The organism is Rhizobium sp. 01L410 (assembly GCF_056400165.1).
This window is the reverse complement of the sequence record NZ_JBFTST010000004.1, coordinates 138154-155461: the sequence shown is the minus strand read 5'-3', so window position 1 is coordinate 155461 and position 17308 is coordinate 138154. Positions and strand designations below refer to the sequence as shown.

Sequence of the window (17308 nt, the reverse complement as noted above, 5' to 3'; positions counted from 1 at the left end):
GCAACGATGCTTTCAGCGCCGTCAGCGCCGCATCAGACGCATGAACAGCGAGACGACGAACAGCACCAGGAACAGGAAGAACAGTACCTGTGCGATAGAGGCCGAAGCGCCGGCAATACCACCGAAACCGAGAAGGCCGGCGATCAGGGCGACGACGAGAAATACCAGAGCGTAATAAAGCATGCCCATCTCCTTGTTTGCTGGCAGGTAAACGAAGATATGCGGCCAAGGTTCCGCGAGATTGAGAAAATCTTTCGATATCAATGAATTATGAAAAAGGGCGCATGGAAATGAGCATGCGCCCTCGCGGCGGCGGTAAGGCGCAGAGCGCCCACGCCTACTTTGCAATGATGGCTTTCAGCATCCAGAGCGCCTTCTCGTGAAAAGTCAGGCGGTCGGTCAGCATGTCGGTGGTGACAAGATCTTTGTTGTCGTCGGCAGCGGTGCCGGCTTCGCGCATCGCCCTGCAGGCCGCCTCATGATCGGCGATCAGGTCGCGCACCATGTCTTCCGCCGTCAGTTGGCTGAAGTCGCCATTATCAGGCGCGAATTTCGCAGCGTCTCCGACGCGGGCCGGCGCCAGGTGACCAAGGGCGCGAATACGCTCGGCGATGATATCGGTCGCCTTGAAAAGCGTATTGTAGTGCTCTTCGGTCAGCTCGTGCAGCGGCTTGAACAGCGGGCCGACGACATTCCAGTGATAGATGTGGCTCTTGATCACCAGATGATAGGTGTTCGCCAAGATCGCCGACAGGCTCTTTGCCATGTCGGCGCAATATTTGTCGGTCAGTCCGGTTTTCACCGAGACGTCACGCGATTTCGGTTTCAGTACCGCTGTATTTGCCATCGTCCTCAACTCCTGACTGGGAACGCCAGACAGCGTGGAACGGCAGGAGAAGGATAATGACCGGGGTCCGGTACACTATGCCTTTTACGTCCATTCCCGGCACGCTGAATGCGTAAGCAGAGAATGCCGCGGACGGCACATTGTTCCGAAGGAATGGCACTGGCAGAGCGCCGGTGCGAAGATCAGCCGATCAGGCCGAATACGAACGCAGCGACGAATGCGAAAGCTGCGGTGAGCAGCACGGCATGAACGCCAAGCTGCAGCTTGCCGCGCACGGAGAGCGGCTTCTTTGCCGGCACGGAACCATAATGGTTCGCGTGAGTATGCGATATACCCAGGTCTGCCATGTGTTGCCTCCGTCTGTTCTCTTTGGTGCGGCTTTATGCCTGCACCTTTATTCTTATATTCTCTATCAGGTAGGTAGAGATAAAATTCCTTCCAGAGGCAACCGGGTAGAAAATCCAACCGGTGCTGGAAGAAAGCTCAGCAGAGAGTGCGCCAGGCCCAGATCAACGACCGTTCGATCGCATTTTCCTCGCGCTGCGCAGCAGCGGAGACATCGATGAAGCGGCGGTCCTTTTCGGCAGGAATAGAAACGACTGGCTGCTCGCTCCGCTCGGCCTTCACCGGCGGCTCGAGATATCCCATGGTCATGCCACCGAGAAAGAACATCCTTACCTCCATGATCACGAAAACTAACAATCGTTAACGGGATCATGACAGATGAAACGGGCCTGTCAATAGTCTAGTCGAATGGTCGTCTTTAACGCTACGTTAACCTTAACCGCGCGCATGGATCAGCCTTTTCAAACACTTGAAAAACCTGCATTTCAGCTTTTGACGAAGCCTTTGCTCGCGACCATGAGATTGCGGGTGTATTCTTCCTGGACATCGGCGCGGGCAAGTTCGGCCGAGCTCAATCGCTCGACAACGGCGCCATTGCGCATCACAGCAAGCTGCTCGCACATATGGGTGACGACGCCGAGATCATGGCTGACCATCACGAAAGTCAGCCTTCGATCGCGCCGGATCTGCTCCAGCAGGTTCAGCACTTCGGCCTGAACCGAGGCATCGAGCGCCGAGGTCGGCTCGTCGAGCAACAGTACAGACGGCTCGACGATCAGCGCCCGGGCGATCGCCACGCGCTGACGCTGGCCGCCGGAAAGCTGATGCGGATAGCGGAAGCGGAAACCATTTCCGAGGCCGACTTCGTCAAGCGCGCGGGCAATACGCGTTTCACCATCGCTGATGCCGTGGATCGCCAGAGGCTCAAGCAGCAGCCGGTCAATCGTCTGGCGCGGGTGAAGCGAACCATAGGGGTCCTGAAACACCATCTGGACGCTGCGATAGAAAGCCTTGCTGCGCTTGGCGCCCTGCAGCGCCTCGCCATGAATGCGGATCGTGCCGGAGCTGACCGGCGCAAGCCCCGCCACGGCCCGCAGCAGCGTCGACTTCCCCGACCCGGACTCACCAACGAGCCCGAAGGACTCGCCCGTTCCGACTTCGATGCTCACATCCTTCAAGGCGTGAAAATCGTCGTAGATGACGCCGAGTTTTTCGACAGAGAGTGCTGCGCTCATGCGGCCCACTCCGGCTTGCGGTCAAGAACCGGCAGCGGATGACGGCTCTGGCCAATCTCCGGCATGCAGTTCAGCAGGCCCTGTGTATAGGGATGCTGGGCATTCTTCAGGTCGGATGCCTTCAATTCCTCGACGATCCTGCCGGCATACATGACGATGACACGGTCACAGAAGGACGAGACGAGGCGCAGATCGTGCGACACGAAGATCAGCCCCATGCCGCGCTCGGAAACCAGCTTGTCCATGATCTTCAGCACATCGAGCTGAACGGTCACGTCGAGCGCCGATGTCGGCTCGTCGGCAATCAACAGCTCCGGCCCGGCGATCAGCATCATCGCGATCATCGCCCGCTGCCCCATGCCGCCGGAAACTTCATGCGGATAGAGGTCGAAGACGCGCTTGGGATCGCGGATCTGCACCGCCTCCAGCATGGCAAGTGCCCGTTCCTTGGCCTCCGCCCGGCCAACCTTTTCATGGGTCTTCAGTGTCTCGCAGATCTGCCGGCCGATCGACATGACCGGATCCAGCGAATATTTCGGATCCTGCAGCACCATGGCGATCCGCTTGCCGCGCAGAAGACGCCGCTGCTTGGCGGAGGCGGACAGGAGATCGATACCGTTGAAGTCGAGCCTGTCGGCGCTGACGACGGCGTGCTTCGGGGTGAGGCCCATGATGGCGCGGCCGGTCTGAGACTTGCCGGAGCCGGATTCACCGACGATACCGAGGCGCTCCTTGCCGAGCGTGAACGACACGCCGCGCACCGCCTCGATCACGCCTGTGCGCGTCGGATAGCTGACGCGCAGATTGTTGACGTCGAGCAGCTCGGTCATTGGCCGCTCTCCTTGGGATCGAGGGCATCGCGCAGACCGTCGCCGAGCAGGTTGAAGCCGAGGCTGACGATCAGGATGGCGATACCGGGCATGGCGGCAACCCACCATTGATCGAGAATGAAGCGGCGGCCCGAGGCGATCATAGCGCCCCATTCCGGCAGCGGCGGCTGGGCGCCGAGGCCGAGAAAGCCGAGACCGGCCGCCGTCAGGATGATGCCCGCCATATCGAGCGTCACCCGGACGATCAGCGACGAGATGCAGAGTGGCATGACATGGCGGATGATGATGCGGATGGGCGAGGCGCCCATCAGCTTCACGGCCGAAATATAATCCGACCGCCGCACCGTCAGCGTCTCGGCGCGAGCGATACGGGCGTAGGGCGGCCAGGAGGTGATGGCGATGGCGATGACCGCGTTCTGGATCCCCGGCCCCAATGCGGCGACGAAGGCAAGCGCCAGCACCAGCTTCGGAAAGGCCAGAAAGATATCGGTGATCCGCATCAGGGTGGCATCGACCCAGCCGCCGGCATAACCGGATACGGTGCCGACGATCAGCCCGATCGGCGCCGAGATGATCGCCACGAGAACGACGACGAATAGGGTCAACCGCGAGCCATAGATCAGCCGCGAATAGATATCCCTGCCCTGATCGTCGGTGCCGAGAAAATAACCGGCAGTGCCCGGCGGCATCAGCCGCGCGTTCTTGAGATCGCCGATGACAGGGGAATGCGTTGCCAGGAGATCGGCAAAGGCCGCGACGAACAGCAGCCCGATGATGATCACCAAGCCGACGACGGCGAGCTTGTTGGCGGTGAACTGCCGCCAAGTGACATAGGCGCGCCCGAGACGCGCCTGCGTGCGTGATTGCGGCCGGTCGGAAAGCAGCCATTCGCGGCGGCTCATCGGAGGTGTCTGGTTGACCGGAACCGTCATCGGCTTCGCGTCCTTGGATCGAGGGTCCGGTAGAGAAGGTCGGACAGGAGGTTGATGCCGATGAAGACAGTGCCGATGACGATCGTGCCGCCGAGCACGGCGTTCATATCGGCGCTCTGCAGCGAGTTGGTGATATAGAGACCGATGCCCGGCCAGGAGAACACCGTCTCCGTCAGCACCGATCCCTCCAGCAACCCGGCATAGGAAAGCGCGATGACGGTGATCAGCGGAACGCCGGCGTTGCGCAGCGCATGGCCCCAGATCACCCGTGTTTCGGACAGCCCCTTGGCGCGCGCCGCAACGATATATTCTTGGCTGAGCTCGTTCAGCATGAAGCTGCGGGTCATGCGGCTGATATAGGCGAGCGAAAAGTAGCCGAGCAGCGAGGCAGGCAGGATGATGTGGCGGAAGACATCGTAGAAGACGTCCCACTGTCCCTGCCAGGCACTGTCGAGCAGATAGAAGCCGGTTATCGGTGTGAAGGTATATTCGTAGACGATATCGATACGGCCGGGGAACGCCACCCAGCGCAGCTTCGCATAGAAAACGACGAGTGAGATCAGGGCCAGCCAGAAGATCGGCACTGAATAGCCGATAAGCCCGATGACACGTACCACTTGGTCCGCCAGGCTGCCGCGGCGCACCGCAGCCAGCACGCCGAGCGGAATGCCGATCACGGCGCCGATGATCGTGCCGCAGGTGGCCAGTTCGATCGTCGCGGGAAATGCACGGCGAATATCGGTCATAACAGGGTTGGTCGTCAGCACCGAATTGCCGAAATCCCCGGAGAGAATGCCCTTCAGATAGATATAGAACTGCTCGTAGAGCGGCAGGTCGAAGCCCATTTCCCGGCGCACACGCTCGACCACATGGGTCGGCGCCCGGTCGCCGAGAATGGCAAGGACCGGATCGATCGGCACCACGCGGCCGATGAAGAAGGTGACGGCTAGCAGGCCGAGATAGGTCGTGACCGCGGCAATCAGAAAGCGTCCGAGTGCCTTGGCGAGCGGAAGTGCGCGGCCCTTTGCGGGCCGCGCCTCCACCTTTGTTTCAACGATGCTCAATGAACCAATCCTACCGGATTATTCCTTGGCGATCGGACCGACATAGTTGGTATCGAAGCTCGGGCCGAGCTTGAAGTCTTTCAGGCTCTTGCGGTAACCGGCCACTTCGATCTGCTGGAAGATGAAGACGAAGGGGCTGTTTTCCAGATATTTCTTCTGGATGTCCTGGTACATGGCGGCGCGCTTGGCACCATCACGCTCCAGCAGAGCAGCCTTGGCTTCCTTGTCGAGATCCGGCGCCTCGAACGTGTTGCGCCAGGCGAGCGTCTTGTTGGTGCCGGCATCCGAATTGTCGGGGTTCGAGGTGAACGTATCGGCATTCGAATTCGGATCGAAATAGTCCGAGCCCCACTGGCCGATGTAGATATCGTGCGTGCGGGCGCGATATTTCGTCAGCGTCTGCTTGCCGTCACCCGGAACGATTTCGAGCTTGATACCGGCCTGTCCAAGCGTCTGCTGCATGGATTCGGCAATGCCCGTGACCGGCTGCGTGTTGCGCACGTCCATGGTGACGGAGAAGCCATCCGGCAGGCCTGCCTTTGCCAGCAGCTCCTTGGCCTTGGCCACGTCGAGCTTGAACGGATTTTCGTCAAGCGCGCCAAGCTGGCCCTTCGGCAGGAAGGTCTGGTGAACTTCGCCGATACCCTTGATGAGCGTCGAGCTGATCGCGTCGTAATCGACCAGATACTTGAAGGCCTGCTGAACTTCAGGCTTCTTCAGGTTCTCGTTCTTCAGGTTAAGGCTGACGTAGTAGATCGTGCTCTTCGGCGCGTCTGTCGTCGCCAGATCGGCATTCTTCGCGACGGCGTCGAGATCGCCCGGCTCGAGGTTACGCGCGATATCGATATCACCTGCCTCAAGCGCCAGGCGCTGTGCCGAGCTTTCCTTCATGTAGCGGTAGATGACGCGGTTCATCTTCGGCTTGTCGCCGTAGTAATTGTCGTTGCGCTCGAGAACGACGACTTCGTTGGCGCGCCATTCGCGTAGCTTGAAGGCGCCCGAACCGGCATAGCCGGTCTTCAGCCAATCGTTGCCGAAGTCGTTGTCATACTTGTGGTCGGCATCGACGGTGACGGGCTTGACGTGATCGAGCACCAGCTTCTTGTCGACGACGGAAGCAACCGTTGCCGTGAGGCAGTTCAGCACGAAGCTCGGCGCATAGGCCTTGTCGACGGTGAAGACGAACGTATTCGGATCCGCAGCCTTTGCCTTTTCCGTGACGTTGTCGCCGGTGAGGCCGAACTGGGTGAGAATGAAGGCCGGGCTCTTGTCGAGCTTGACGGCGCGCTCGAAGGACCAGGCAACGTCTTCTGCGGTGATCGGGTTGCCGGAGGCAAACTTCAGGCCCGGCTTCAGCTTGAACGTATAGGTCAGGCCATCATCGGAAACGGTCCAGCTTTCGGCAAGGTCACCCTTGACCTTCGAGGTGTCGGCCATATCGAGGCGCACCAGCAGGCTGTAGCTGTTGCTGGTCACTTCCGCGGTCGAGAGCTCGAAAGCTTCGCCTGGATCCATGGTGATGATGTCGTCGATGGCAAAGCCTTCGACCAGCGTATCCTTCGGCGTTTCAGCAAAGGCGGCAGGCGCTGCCATCATGAGAAGCGAAAGAGCAGCACCGGCAGAAAGGGCACGGAAGCTGCGGTTCAGTTTGGTAATCATCATTGGTTCTGTTCCCCTGTTTTTGATTGATTACAAAGCAGTTCTCAGGCTCAGACGTCCTTCTCCCTCCACGCCGAAGCCAGGATTCTCAGCCAGTTCTCGCTGGCAAGTTTCTTGAGATCGTCCTCACCATATCCACTGTCCCGAAGGGCGGCAATCAGCTTCTGGTTGCCTGCAGCGTCACCGATTTCGTCGGGAATCGTCGCCCCGTCGAAGTCCGATCCGAGCGCGACGCAATCGATGCCGACGCGCTCGACGAGATGGTCGATATGCCGGATCATATCGGAAAGCGGCGTCTCGCCATCGGAGCGTCCATCCGGGCGCAGCATGGCGGTCGCATAGTTCAGACCGACGAGCCCCTTGCACTCCCTGATGGCATCGAGCTGCTTGTCGGTCAGGTTGCGGGCAACGGGCGTCAATGTATGGGCATTGGAATGGGTGGCCACCAGCGGCTGATCGCTGGTCTTGGCAACATCCCAGAAGCCCTTCTCGGTGATATGCGACAGATCGATCATGATACCGAGGCGATTGCACTCACGCACCAGCTCGAAGCCGGCATCCGTGAGGCCGGGCGCCGTATCCGGGTTTTTCGGGAAAGCGAACGGCACGCCATGCCCGAAGACATTGTGGCGGCTCCAGACGGGGCCGAGCGAGCGCAATCCGGCGGCGTAGAAGACTTCGAGCGCAGCCAGATCCGGCCCGATCGCCTCGCAGCCCTCTATGTGCATGACGGCGGCAAAGATCCCGCTCGCCATGGCCGCGCGGATGTCCTTGACGCTGCGGCAAAGGCGCCAGGCACCGGCGGTGTCGAGACGCAGCGCAATCGCCGCCATCTCGGTCGCGATCCCCAGCGAAGGGAGACGGTCGAGCGGTGCGGAAAGCGGGGTTTCGTAGTGACCGTTTTCATCCGGATCGGCAAAGACAAGATCGCCGGACGGGATGTAGATGGCGCAGAGGCCGCCGGCCAGACCGCCCTTGCGGGCGCGGGGCGCATCGATATGGCCCTGGGTCGTTCCGTTCAGAAATTCGGCGACCGGATCGTTGCCGTCTCTTTCATGTGTCCAAAGCCTGAGGAGAACGTCGTTATGGCCATCGAATACGAGCTGCATCTGTCTTCCTGCTCTACCCTTCCGGGCAAATATCAAGTGACAACAATAGAAAGGCTGGAAAAATAGGCCAGCCCCTTTTTTAGAAATTTGCGGCGCCGCTGAAATAGACGCCAAACGTGAAAACGGGGCCATCCGGCCCCGTCATTTTTTCATGTTTCAGTGCTTTGCACGTTTCTTCTGCCGGTAGACGTCGACGACGACGGCGGCAACGATGATCACGCCCTTGACGATTTCCTGGTAGTAGGCATCCACCCTGAGGAAGGTGAAGCCTGAGGTCATGACGCCGAGAATGACCGTGCCGATCACGGTACCGGTGATGCGCCCGACACCGCCCGTCAGCGACGTGCCGCCGATGACGGCCGCAGCGATCGCATCGAGTTCGTACATCACGCCCATGCCGGCCTGCGCCGTCTGCGCACGGGCCGCGGTCACGACGCCGGCGAGACCGGCGAGCAGACCCGCAATCGCATAGACCTTGATCAGATGCGCTTCGATATTGATGCCCGAAACGCGCGCCGCCTGCATGTTTGCGCCGATCGCATAGGTGAACTTGCCGTAGCGGGTATAGCGCAGCGCGATGTGGAAGATCAGGGCGACGACGAGGAAGACGATAACAGGCCAGATACCGGTGCCGATGAAGTTGAACTGGTCCGTCAGGCCGGAGACCGGCTGGCCCTTCGTGTACCACTTCGAGATGCCGCGCGCCGACACCATCATGCCGAGCGTGGCGATGAAGGGGGGTATCTTGGTCTTGGCGATGAGCTGGCCATTGATATAGCCGGCCAGAAGGCCGATCAGCAGGCCGACGCCGATCGGCACGAAGAACGGCATGTCAGTCAGCGATGGATAGAGCGCACGTGGCCAGGTGGAGGCCTGGGCAAAGCTCGCCGCGATCATCGCCGTCATGCCGACGACCGAACCCGAGGACAGATCGATACCGCCGGTGATGATGACCTGCGTCACCCCGACCGAAATGATACCGATCACCGAGACCTGCAGAATCATGATCGTCAGGCGCTGCGGGTTCATCAGGAAGCTCTGGCCGATGAAGATCCAGCCGAGAATCTCATAGACGAGGGCGATGCCGATCAGCACCAGGAAGATGCTGAGTTCCGGCGGTATCCGGCGGCGGCGGACCCGGGCTGCGAGCGGCGCATGGCCTTCTGCTGCATCTGTGTTCATGTTCAAACCTCCCTTTGGCAATCGAGCGGCGCGTTTACTGCGCGGCGAGCTCCATTACCTTCACCTGTGTTGCTTCGGCGCGATCGAGGAAACCGGTCACCCGCCCTTCATGCATGACCATGATGCGGTCGCTCATGCCGAGCACTTCCGGCATTTCCGACGAAATCATGATCACCGCGACGCCGTTTCTGGCCATCTCGGTCACCAGCCTGTGGATCTCGGCCTTAGCGCCGACGTCGATGCCACGCGTGGGTTCATCGAGGATCAGGATCTTCGGATTGGTGAGCAGCCAGCGGCCGATCAGCACCTTCTGCTGGTTTCCGCCCGAGAGATTTTCGACGCGCTCGTCGAGATTGGGTGTCTTGACCCTGAGCCTGCGCGCCATGTCTTCGCAGGTCTTCTCCAGCGCCCGCTCCTGCACGAAGCCGCCCTTGACGAACTTGTCCTGCAGCACGGCGATCTGCATGTTTTCGAGCACGTTGAGGATCAGAAGACAGCCCGTGTCCTTCCGGTCTTCGGTGAGGAAAGCCATGTGGTTCTGGATGGCAACGGTGGGCGAGTTGATGTCGACCTTCTTGCCGAACAGCTCGATCGTGCCGGCGCTGGCCGGCGTCACACCGAACAGCGTTTCTGCGACATTCGAACGTCCGGAGCCGACCAGACCGGCCACACCTAGAATTTCGCCGGCGCGCACATCGAAGGAGACATCGCGAAAGACGTTGTTGAGCGTCAGATCCTTGACCGACAAGACGACGTCGCCGATCGGAACCTCTTCCTTCGGAAACATCTGGGTAATCTCGCGGCCGACCATCATCTTGATGATGTCGTCGCGTGTCACATCGGTAGACGCATGCGTGCCGATATACTTGCCGTCGCGGAACACCGAAAACTCGTCGGCGATCGCAAACAGCTCGTTCATCTTGTGGGTGATGTAGACGATGCCGATGCCCTGGGCTCTCAGGGCGCGAATGATATCGAACAGGTGAGCGACTTCACGCTCGGTCAGTGCCGAGGTGGGCTCGTCCATGATCAGAACGTCCGAATTGTAGGAAACCGCCTTGGCGATCTCGACCATCTGGCGGCTGGCAACCGAGAGATGACGCACTTCGATATCCGGATCGATATCGATGTTGAGCCGCTGAAACAGCTCCTCGGTCATGCGATACATCTCGCCATGATCGACGAAACCGAAGCGGCTCTTCGGCTCGCGGCGAATCCAGATATTTTCAGCAACCGTCATGAACGGCATCAGGTTCAGTTCCTGATGGATCATGGCGATGCCGTTTTCCAGCGCATCGAGCGGCGACTTCAGCTGGATGTGAACGCCCTTGAGACGCACCTCGCCCTTGTCGGGCGTGTAGATGCCGGCAAGGATCTTCATAAGCGTCGATTTTCCGGCGCCATTCTCGCCCATCAGCGCATGCACCGAGCCGCGCTTCAAGCGGAACTGAACGTCGTCGAGTGCGACGACACCTGGAAATTCCTTGCGAACGCCCTCGGCACTCAGCAGGAATTCCGCATTCGGAACGGCCCCGCTGGCGCGCACGGCAGCCATGGTGGACGGGCTGATAGCCATCTTCTTCTCTCCGGATACGGCAGGAACTGGATGCGGGCATGACGCCCGCATCCGTGACGCGGCGCCTTAGTTCTTGGCGACGAAGTCCTTGACGTTTTCAGGTGTGACGCGCTGGAAGGGAATGTAGACCTTCTTGTCGATCTTTTCACCCTTGGCGAGCTTCAGAGCCGCATCGAGCGAGCCCTTGCCCTGACCTGCGGCGTCCTGGAACACGGTCACGTCGAGATCGCCGGCCTGCATGGCGGCAAGCGCATCCTGCGTGGCGTCAACACCGCCAACGACATAGTCCTTCATGTCCTTGCCGGCGGCCTTGAGGGCCTGGATCGCGCCGATCGCCATTTCGTCGTTGTTCGAGATGACAGCATTGAACTCGAGGCCGCTGGAGAGCCAGTTGGTCACCAGGTCGGAGCCCTGGGTACGATCCCAGTTTGCCGTCTGTTCTTCGACGATCTCGATTCCCTTGCATTCGTCGGTCTTGATGACGTCATGAACGTCCTGGGTGCGCATGCGGGCAGCCTGGTTCGACAGTTCGCCCATGATGACCACGGCCTTGCCCTTGCCACCGAGGAGACGGCAGACTTCCTTGGTTTCCAGCGTACCGGATTCCAGTTCGTTGGAAGCGACGAATGCCTGATTGTCAGGCAGCGTGTCGACGTTGACGGGCTGACGGTTGACGTAAACCAGCGGAATGCCGGCATCGGCGGCGAGCTTCGACATCGCAGCCGTTGCGTCAGTGTCGACGGGGTTGACGATGATCGCATCGACCTTGGAGGCGATGAAATTCTGGATCTGGCTCTGCTGCTTCGACACGTCGTTCTGCGCGTCTTCGACCTGCAGCGTCACGCCGCTCAGCGTCTTCGAGTAATCGATCATGCCGTTGCGCAGAACGGTCAGGAAGTTGTCGTCGAACTTGGCCATGGAAACGCCGACCGTTTCCGCATGCGCGGCCGTCGACATGACAAGCGCCATCGCAGTGCCCAGGATAAACTTCTTCATTTTATTTCCTCCACAAAGCGGTGTCCGGCAGCACCCTCCTCACGCCGGAACTTCGGGCCCAGCCCAAAAGCCTTAATCCCAGTCGACCGCCACTCCCGTGAGGCGGCTCCGTCAAAACGGAACAAACAAACCGTAAAATTTGCCTGACGGAATATTCATTCCATTTTCCTGCGACGGCGTCAACTCTTTTTAAAGCAATGCCGAACGCAGCTGCTGGCCGGAAAAATCTGCGATGGCATGAGACGTGCTGATGCAATCGTCATCAGCCGCGCCTAGATATGCGGCCTCAGCATCAAGCTGATCCCTTTGCCCCAGGAGGTTTCCATGTCCGTTTCCATGTACACGCTCACCGTTCCGATCTTTCAGCGCGGCCTGAAAACGCTGAGCACCTATCTCGACAAGGCCGAAGCCTACGCGAAGGAAAAAGGGATCGATTCCAGTATCTTGGTGAACGCGCGGCTGGCACCGGACATGCTGCCGCTGTCAGGCCAGTTTCAGCGCGCCACGGATAGCGCCAAATTCGGCATTACCCGTCTGACATCGACGGACGCACCGAAATTCGAAGACAACGAAACGACGATTGCCGAGCTGCGCGAACGCCTGGCAAAAGCCGAAGCCTACCTCGCCACGGTCACGCCCGAGATGCTTGAAGGCACGGAGAAGAGCGAAGTGACGCGCTCACTCGGCGGCAAGACGATAACGCTGAGCGGCCAAGAATATCTTGCTGCTTTCGCACTGCCGAACTTCTATTTCCACATTGCCATGGCGCACGCCATCCTGCGCAACCAGGGCGCCCCGGTCGGCAAGATGGATTATCTCGGCAGCTTCGGCTGAGGCACTCAGGGCCGGTAGGACACCGGCCCTTTTTCCGTGAGCTCGGTATAGGCGAGCGTCTGGTCGAGGTGGCTCGCCCGCAGCGACAGCAGGCGCTCGGCATAGGCGAGCTGCACCTGCGCGTAAGCCGGATCGCCGGCAAGATTGCGAAGCTCCCTCGGATCGGCCTTCAGATCGAAGAGCAGCGGCGGCAGGGCGGTAAAGTGCACATACTTGAAATGATCGTCGCGGATCACAGCAAGATTGCACCGGTTGGGCGCCAAGCCGAAATGCGCCTGCGCATCGCCGCTGGCAATCTCCCGGAAATCGAACTCCCAGAAAGCCGCATCGCGCCAGTGTGAGACCGGTTTCCCATCAAGAAATCGGCGAAGCGACCTGCCGTCGAGGCTGTTTTTCGCGGACGCGCCGAGCGTCTCGCACAGTGTCGGGAAAATATCGGCCGCACTGGTGAAATGATCGACCGACATGCCTTTCGCAGCCGCCCGCGGATCGCGGATGACGAGCGGGATACGATAGCTGCCGTCGAAGAAGCCACCCTTCCCCAGCGTCCAGTGATCGCCCATCATCTCGGCATGATCGGAGGTGAAGAAGATGACGGCATCGTCCCACGTTCCGGCGTCTTTCAGAGATTGAAAGATACGTCCAAGCTGCGCGTCGACCTCTGAAATCATGCCGTAATAGATCGCCCGGATGGCATCGAAATCCTCAGCACCCCAGTCATTCACCGAGCCTTCGGCACCGGAAATGAAACTGCCTTTCGAGGCCCGCGGCATTGCGTAGTCGAGGTAGGGATGCGCGTGCATCTCATCCTGCGCCGACGGTCCGCGCGAAAAGACCGGCCCCTCCCCGGGCTTGTACATCGCGCCATAAGGTTCCGGCACTGAAAAGGGCGGATGCGGCCGGAGGAAGGAAACATGCGCGAACCACGGACTATCCTGCTCGCCCAGCCAGCGGATGAATTCACCGACTAAAAACGCTGTCTGGGTCTCATCCTTCGAATAGGACGTGCCCGCAGCCGAAATATCCCCTGCCCCCGCGCCAACTGGAATATGAATGTCGCGGCTGACGGCATCGGCATGGCCGCGCGACCGCAGCCAGGACAACCACTGCTTCTCATGCTCCGGCAGCAGCTGGCGCGCGGTAAATCCCGGCAGCAGCCCTTCGTAGCTGGTCAGATGCGGATCGCCGGCCTCGAGCGCTCGCGGGTCAGGAGCCGTATCGGTATAGCCGAACAGCGTGGGGTCGTAGCCCGCGCGCCGCGCCGCCAGCGCCAGATTGTCGAACCGCCGGTCGAGCGGCGAGCCGTTCCGGCACACCCGGTGGTTCATCTGGTAGAGACCGGTATAGAGTGTCGCCCGCGCCGGCGAACATGGCGCGGCCCCCGCAAAGTGATTGCGAAACAAAACGCCCTCAGCGGCGAGCGCATCAACGTTCGGCGTCCTGACCACAGGATGACCGGCCGCCGAAAGGCAATCGCCACGCCATTGGTCAGCTGTGATCAGCAGGATATTCTGACGTTTCGGCAAGGCACGCCTCAGTGCTGATTGGTTCGGGAATGCCAGCGCCAGGCTGACTGGATGATCTCGGACAGATCATATTGCGGCACCCATCCGAGCACATCCCGCGCCTTGTCGTTATTGGCGACCAGCGTGTGCGAATCGCCCTCGCGGCGGCCGATATACTCGACCGGGAAAGGCCGTTTCGAGACATCCTCGATCGCCCCAAGCAGCTCCTTCACCGTCGTGCCGGTCCCCGTTCCGAGATTGAGCGCCACGGAATCGCCGCCACGCAGCAGATATTCGACAGCGCGCACATGGGCGTCTGCAAGGTCGAGTACATGGACGTAATCGCGTACACAGGTACCGTCGCGGGTCTCGTAGTCGCTGCCGAACACCTTGAACCCCTGGCGGCGGCCGAGTGCCGCATCGATCGCCAGCGGGATCGCATGGGTTTCCGGATCGTGCCATTCGCCGATCCGACCGTCGAAATCAGCACCTGCCGCATTGAAATAGCGCAGAATGACGGAGCGCAGGCTCTTGTACTGGTCATAATCCGCCAAGGCCTGCTCGACGATATATTTGGTGCGCCCGTAGGGATTGATTGGCACCTGCCGGTGCGTCTCATCCAGCGGCACGCTCTGTGGCAGGCCATAGGTCGCACAGGTCGAGGAAAAGACGAAGGCATTGATGCCTGCCGCCTGCGCGGCCGACAGCAGCGTCAGCGTACCGATTACATTATTCTCATAGAAGGCGACTGGATCTTTGACCGATTCACCCACCTCGATCAGTGCCGCAAAATGCAGGATCGCCGAAGGTTTGTGCTTGGCAAGCACCTCGTCCAGCCGGGCCCGGTCGCGAATATCGCCCTCCTCAGCCGGCCCCCATTTGACGAACTCCCGATGCCCGTTCGAGAAATTGTCGAAGACAACGGGCTTGTAGCCCTTGTTGGCCAGATCCAGGCACGTATGCGAGCCGATATAGCCGGCGCCGCCGACCACCAGAACAGTTTCACCTGCCATTCACCACCTCTATTGCCGTCTCGGATGAGGGAACCCTAGAGGAGATAAACGGCGAGAAAAAGGGGAATTGCAAAACCGATGCTGCAGGGCAGCAAAACACGCATAACAAAGCTCTGCGCAGGCGCGTCGTGCGGTAACGTTTTGGGATTTTAGCGGAGGAGCGAGCTCGCTCTGAGCGATTCCAGAGCGAAAATTGGTGGCGCGCACGGCGTTGAAAGGCAATCCGAATACAGCCGAGATTATAGTGCTTTCCGGCGCGGAGTTATTGCAGCGTTTTGCAGCAGCGACGTAATGGCGGAAACCGGCTGCGGCCTGCCGAAGGCATAGCTTGCAGGATGTCGGCACCGAGTTTCGCCAGCACTTCTGCATGGGCGATCGTCTCGACACCCTCGGCAACGATCTCGACATCCAGCGACCGGGCGATATCGATCAGCGAGCCGATCAGCCGCCTCTGGGTCTCGTTTTCCAGAACCGGAAGCACCAGCTGGCGATCAATCTTCACCCGGTTGGGACGCAGTTCGACCAGACCGAGCAGCGAGGCGTGGCCAGAGCCCAGATCGTCGATCTCGATGTCGATGCCGCACTCCCGGATCTTGTCGATATTGCGCTTCACCTGGCCGCTCAGGCTATCGAAGAAGATCGTTTCGATGAGCTCGAAACTGATGCGTCCTGGCGGGATCTGCAGCTGCTTGACCTTGGCAGGCAGGTTTGGATCGGCGAGGCGCTCTGCCGACAGATTGACGGAAACCCGCGGCACGTCGAGGTCCGCCAGCGACCAGCGGTTAATGTCGAACAGCGCGCGCTGCAGAATCGCGTCGTCGATTGCCTCCATCAGGCCATGAGCGGCCGCCAGTGGCAGAAACTCCGCCGGGCTTCTGACACCCTTGGCGCTTTCCCAGCGGGCGAGCGCTTCCAGGCCGCAGATCTCATAGCTGCGCGCATCGACCTGGACCTGATAGAAAGGAACGATCTCGCCGGCCCTGAGGCCCGTCTTCAACTCCTGCAGCAGCTGCTTTTCAGCGTTTATTTTGTTGGCAAGTGACGGCGAGAACAGCTCATCGCGATTGCGGCCGCCGCGCTTGGCCTCATAGAGCGCGAGGTCCGAGGAGGCGAGCAGCGATGCCAGCTGATCCGAAGGGGCACTGGCCAGGCCGATCGAACATTCGATGACAAAGGGCTCGCCGTCTATGTCGAGCGGACGCCGCAGAGCCTGGCGCAGATCCCGGACGATCCCGGCATCCCTGCCTGGCGAAAGATGATGCGAAACGATGACGAACTCGTCGCCGCCAAGCCGGGCGGCGATCTCGCCGTCTCCCACACAGGCCGTCAGCAGCGAACCCACATGGCGAAGAACCTGGTCCCCGCCGGCATGACCGAAACGGTCGTTGATATCCTTGAAGCGATCGATATCGATATGACAGACGGACACGATCCGGCCCGCCTCCCGCCCAAGAGCTGCAAAAGCCTCGTCGAATGCCCGCCGGTTCAAAAGGCCGGTCAGATAGTCGTGATCGGCGGCATAGCGCGCATCGGCGCGGCTGCTGTCGGCGGCCTCACGCTCGCGCGCAAGCTGCTCGTTTCGCAGAACATCTTCAGTGACGTCCCATTCCGCCCCTATGAAACACGGCTCTCCCTGGCCATCGACGAAATACTTTGCGCGCGACCGTATATGCCGCACGGCGCCATTCGGACGGATGATGCGAAATTCGGAAGCATAGTCGCTCCTATTCCTGATCGCTTCCTCGAACAGTGCGCTGGCACGGCTACAATCGTCGGGATGAACGCTTTCGAGCCAGATGACGTCGAGTAAACCCTTGCTGATGCCATAGATACGCTGCAGCTGCTCGTCCCAGCGCGTCTGGTTTTTCAACAGGTTATGCTGCCAGATGCCGATGCCGGAGGCTTCGAGCGCAATATTGAGCTGCCGAACCAGATCTTCCAGTTCGTTGTTCGTCCAGGTTAGTTTCGTTTCCACTGCGTTCCGGCCTCTTTTGCAGCACTATGCCGGTTATTGCTTAGGAAATACTGAAGCCATTCTCCCGAGTTCCACCCTCGATTTTTTTGCAACCGTCTGCAATTCTTGAGCGAGTGATCGCAAGGATTTCGAAGATTACGAGATGGGATGGGTTCGTCCGGAGAGGCAATTGGAATGTTGCCTTGCAAGGCAAAATGCCCTCGTCG

At 60.0% G+C, this 17308-nt stretch carries 17 protein-coding genes; 1 reads left to right on the top strand and 16 read right to left on the bottom strand.

All coding sequences use genetic code 11. The features are described from left to right. Positions 1 to 21 precede the first annotated feature (21 nt). The 13 genes from AC1DV9_RS10485 to AC1DV9_RS10425 all read right to left on the bottom strand — a co-directional run bounded on the left by AC1DV9_RS10485 (position 22) and on the right by AC1DV9_RS10425 (position 11775). Entirely contained in the window at positions 22 to 183 is a 162-nt protein-coding gene (locus AC1DV9_RS10485) for a DUF1328 domain-containing protein (protein ID WP_112386069.1), read from the bottom strand. 154 nt (positions 184 to 337) lie between these two features. Next, entirely contained in the window at positions 338 to 847 is a 510-nt protein-coding gene (locus AC1DV9_RS10480) for a Dps family protein (RefSeq protein WP_112385922.1), read from the bottom strand. Between the two features lie 182 nt (positions 848 to 1029). Then, positions 1030 to 1194, bottom strand: a complete 165-nt coding sequence (locus AC1DV9_RS10475; RefSeq protein ID WP_310296505.1) for a hypothetical protein — start codon at positions 1192 to 1194, stop codon at positions 1030 to 1032. 136 nt (positions 1195 to 1330) lie between these two features. Beyond that, positions 1331 to 1519, bottom strand: coding sequence for a hypothetical protein (locus AC1DV9_RS10470; RefSeq protein WP_112385923.1), 189 nt, complete (start codon positions 1517 to 1519; stop codon positions 1331 to 1333). Between the two features lie 158 nt (positions 1520 to 1677). Beyond that, positions 1678 to 2427, bottom strand: a complete 750-nt coding sequence (locus tag AC1DV9_RS10465; protein WP_477947666.1) for an ABC transporter ATP-binding protein — start codon at positions 2425 to 2427, stop codon at positions 1678 to 1680. Continuing rightward, entirely contained in the window at positions 2424 to 3257 is an 834-nt protein-coding gene (locus tag AC1DV9_RS10460; protein ID WP_477947665.1) for an ABC transporter ATP-binding protein, read from the bottom strand. The genes AC1DV9_RS10465 and AC1DV9_RS10460 overlap by 4 nt, the downstream gene beginning before the upstream one ends. Continuing rightward, positions 3254 to 4189, bottom strand: a complete 936-nt coding sequence (locus AC1DV9_RS10455; protein ID WP_477947663.1) for an ABC transporter permease — start codon at positions 4187 to 4189, stop codon at positions 3254 to 3256. Before AC1DV9_RS10455 ends, AC1DV9_RS10460 begins: the two co-directional genes overlap by 4 nt. Beyond that, complete coding sequence (locus AC1DV9_RS10450) at positions 4186 to 5253, bottom strand: ABC transporter permease (protein ID WP_112385927.1); 1068 nt, start codon at positions 5251 to 5253, stop codon at positions 4186 to 4188. Before AC1DV9_RS10450 ends, AC1DV9_RS10455 begins: the two co-directional genes overlap by 4 nt. Before the next feature lie 18 nt (positions 5254 to 5271). Further along, positions 5272 to 6915, bottom strand: a complete 1644-nt coding sequence (locus tag AC1DV9_RS10445; protein WP_477947661.1) for an ABC transporter substrate-binding protein — start codon at positions 6913 to 6915, stop codon at positions 5272 to 5274. A gap of 47 nt (positions 6916 to 6962) precedes the next feature. Next, positions 6963 to 8021 (bottom strand): dipeptidase, encoded by a 1059-nt coding sequence (locus AC1DV9_RS10440; protein ID WP_477947659.1) that lies wholly within the window; start codon positions 8019 to 8021, stop codon positions 6963 to 6965. Positions 8022 to 8177: 156 nt separating this feature from the next. Continuing rightward, entirely contained in the window at positions 8178 to 9203 is a 1026-nt protein-coding gene (locus AC1DV9_RS10435; protein WP_112385930.1) for an ABC transporter permease, read from the bottom strand. Between the two features lie 34 nt (positions 9204 to 9237). Then, complete coding sequence (locus tag AC1DV9_RS10430) at positions 9238 to 10779, bottom strand: sugar ABC transporter ATP-binding protein (protein ID WP_310296516.1); 1542 nt, start codon at positions 10777 to 10779, stop codon at positions 9238 to 9240. A gap of 66 nt (positions 10780 to 10845) precedes the next feature. After that, positions 10846 to 11775 (bottom strand): sugar ABC transporter substrate-binding protein, encoded by a 930-nt coding sequence (locus tag AC1DV9_RS10425; RefSeq protein ID WP_477947657.1) that lies wholly within the window; start codon positions 11773 to 11775, stop codon positions 10846 to 10848. Between the two features lie 324 nt (positions 11776 to 12099). On the opposite strand from AC1DV9_RS10425, the gene AC1DV9_RS10420 reads away from it, so the two are divergent. Continuing rightward, a complete protein-coding gene (locus AC1DV9_RS10420) occupies positions 12100 to 12609 on the top strand; it encodes a DUF1993 domain-containing protein (RefSeq protein ID WP_477947655.1) in 510 nt (169 codons plus the stop codon). 5 nt (positions 12610 to 12614) lie between these two features. Here the strand turns inward: AC1DV9_RS10420 and AC1DV9_RS10415 are convergent, their stop codons facing one another. The 3 genes from AC1DV9_RS10415 to AC1DV9_RS10405 form a co-directional block, all read right to left on the bottom strand. Next, entirely contained in the window at positions 12615 to 14135 is a 1521-nt protein-coding gene (locus AC1DV9_RS10415) for an alkaline phosphatase family protein (RefSeq protein ID WP_477947653.1), read from the bottom strand. Between the two features lie 8 nt (positions 14136 to 14143). Continuing rightward, on the bottom strand, positions 14144 to 15127 hold the full coding sequence (galE, locus tag AC1DV9_RS10410) for a UDP-glucose 4-epimerase GalE (protein ID WP_477947652.1): 984 nt from the start codon (positions 15125 to 15127) through the stop codon (positions 14144 to 14146). A 262-nt stretch (positions 15128 to 15389) separates the two neighbouring features. Next, entirely contained in the window at positions 15390 to 17102 is a 1713-nt protein-coding gene (locus tag AC1DV9_RS10405) for a putative bifunctional diguanylate cyclase/phosphodiesterase (protein ID WP_477947650.1), read from the bottom strand. Positions 17103 to 17308 lie beyond the last annotated feature (206 nt).

Excerpts from the sequence above, each read along its gene's own strand:
- AC1DV9_RS10485 (WP_112386069.1), bottom strand. The coding sequence starts at position 183 with ATGCTTTATTACGCTCTGGTATTTCTCGTCGTCGCCCTGATCGCCGGC.
- AC1DV9_RS10470 (WP_112385923.1), bottom strand. The coding sequence starts at position 1,519 with ATGTTCTTTCTCGGTGGCATGACCATGGGATATCTCGAGCCGCCGGTG.
- AC1DV9_RS10425 (WP_477947657.1), bottom strand. The coding sequence starts at position 11,775 with ATGAAGAAGTTTATCCTGGGCACTGCGATGGCGCTTGTCATGTCGACG.
- AC1DV9_RS10475 (WP_310296505.1), bottom strand. The coding sequence starts at position 1,194 with ATGGCAGACCTGGGTATATCGCATACTCACGCGAACCATTATGGTTCC.
- AC1DV9_RS10430 (WP_310296516.1), bottom strand. The coding sequence starts at position 10,779 with ATGGCTATCAGCCCGTCCACCATGGCTGCCGTGCGCGCCAGCGGGGCC.
- AC1DV9_RS10435 (WP_112385930.1), bottom strand. The coding sequence starts at position 9,203 with ATGAACACAGATGCAGCAGAAGGCCATGCGCCGCTCGCAGCCCGGGTC.
- galE (WP_477947652.1), bottom strand. The coding sequence starts at position 15,127 with ATGGCAGGTGAAACTGTTCTGGTGGTCGGCGGCGCCGGCTATATCGGC.
- AC1DV9_RS10420 (WP_477947655.1), top strand. The coding sequence starts at position 12,100 with ATGTCCGTTTCCATGTACACGCTCACCGTTCCGATCTTTCAGCGCGGC.
- AC1DV9_RS10480 (WP_112385922.1), bottom strand. The coding sequence starts at position 847 with ATGGCAAATACAGCGGTACTGAAACCGAAATCGCGTGACGTCTCGGTG.
- AC1DV9_RS10440 (WP_477947659.1), bottom strand. The coding sequence starts at position 8,021 with ATGCAGCTCGTATTCGATGGCCATAACGACGTTCTCCTCAGGCTTTGG.
- AC1DV9_RS10445 (WP_477947661.1), bottom strand. The coding sequence starts at position 6,915 with ATGATGATTACCAAACTGAACCGCAGCTTCCGTGCCCTTTCTGCCGGT.
- AC1DV9_RS10455 (WP_477947663.1), bottom strand. The coding sequence starts at position 4,189 with ATGACGGTTCCGGTCAACCAGACACCTCCGATGAGCCGCCGCGAATGG.
- AC1DV9_RS10465 (WP_477947666.1), bottom strand. The coding sequence starts at position 2,427 with ATGAGCGCAGCACTCTCTGTCGAAAAACTCGGCGTCATCTACGACGAT.
- AC1DV9_RS10460 (WP_477947665.1), bottom strand. The coding sequence starts at position 3,257 with ATGACCGAGCTGCTCGACGTCAACAATCTGCGCGTCAGCTATCCGACG.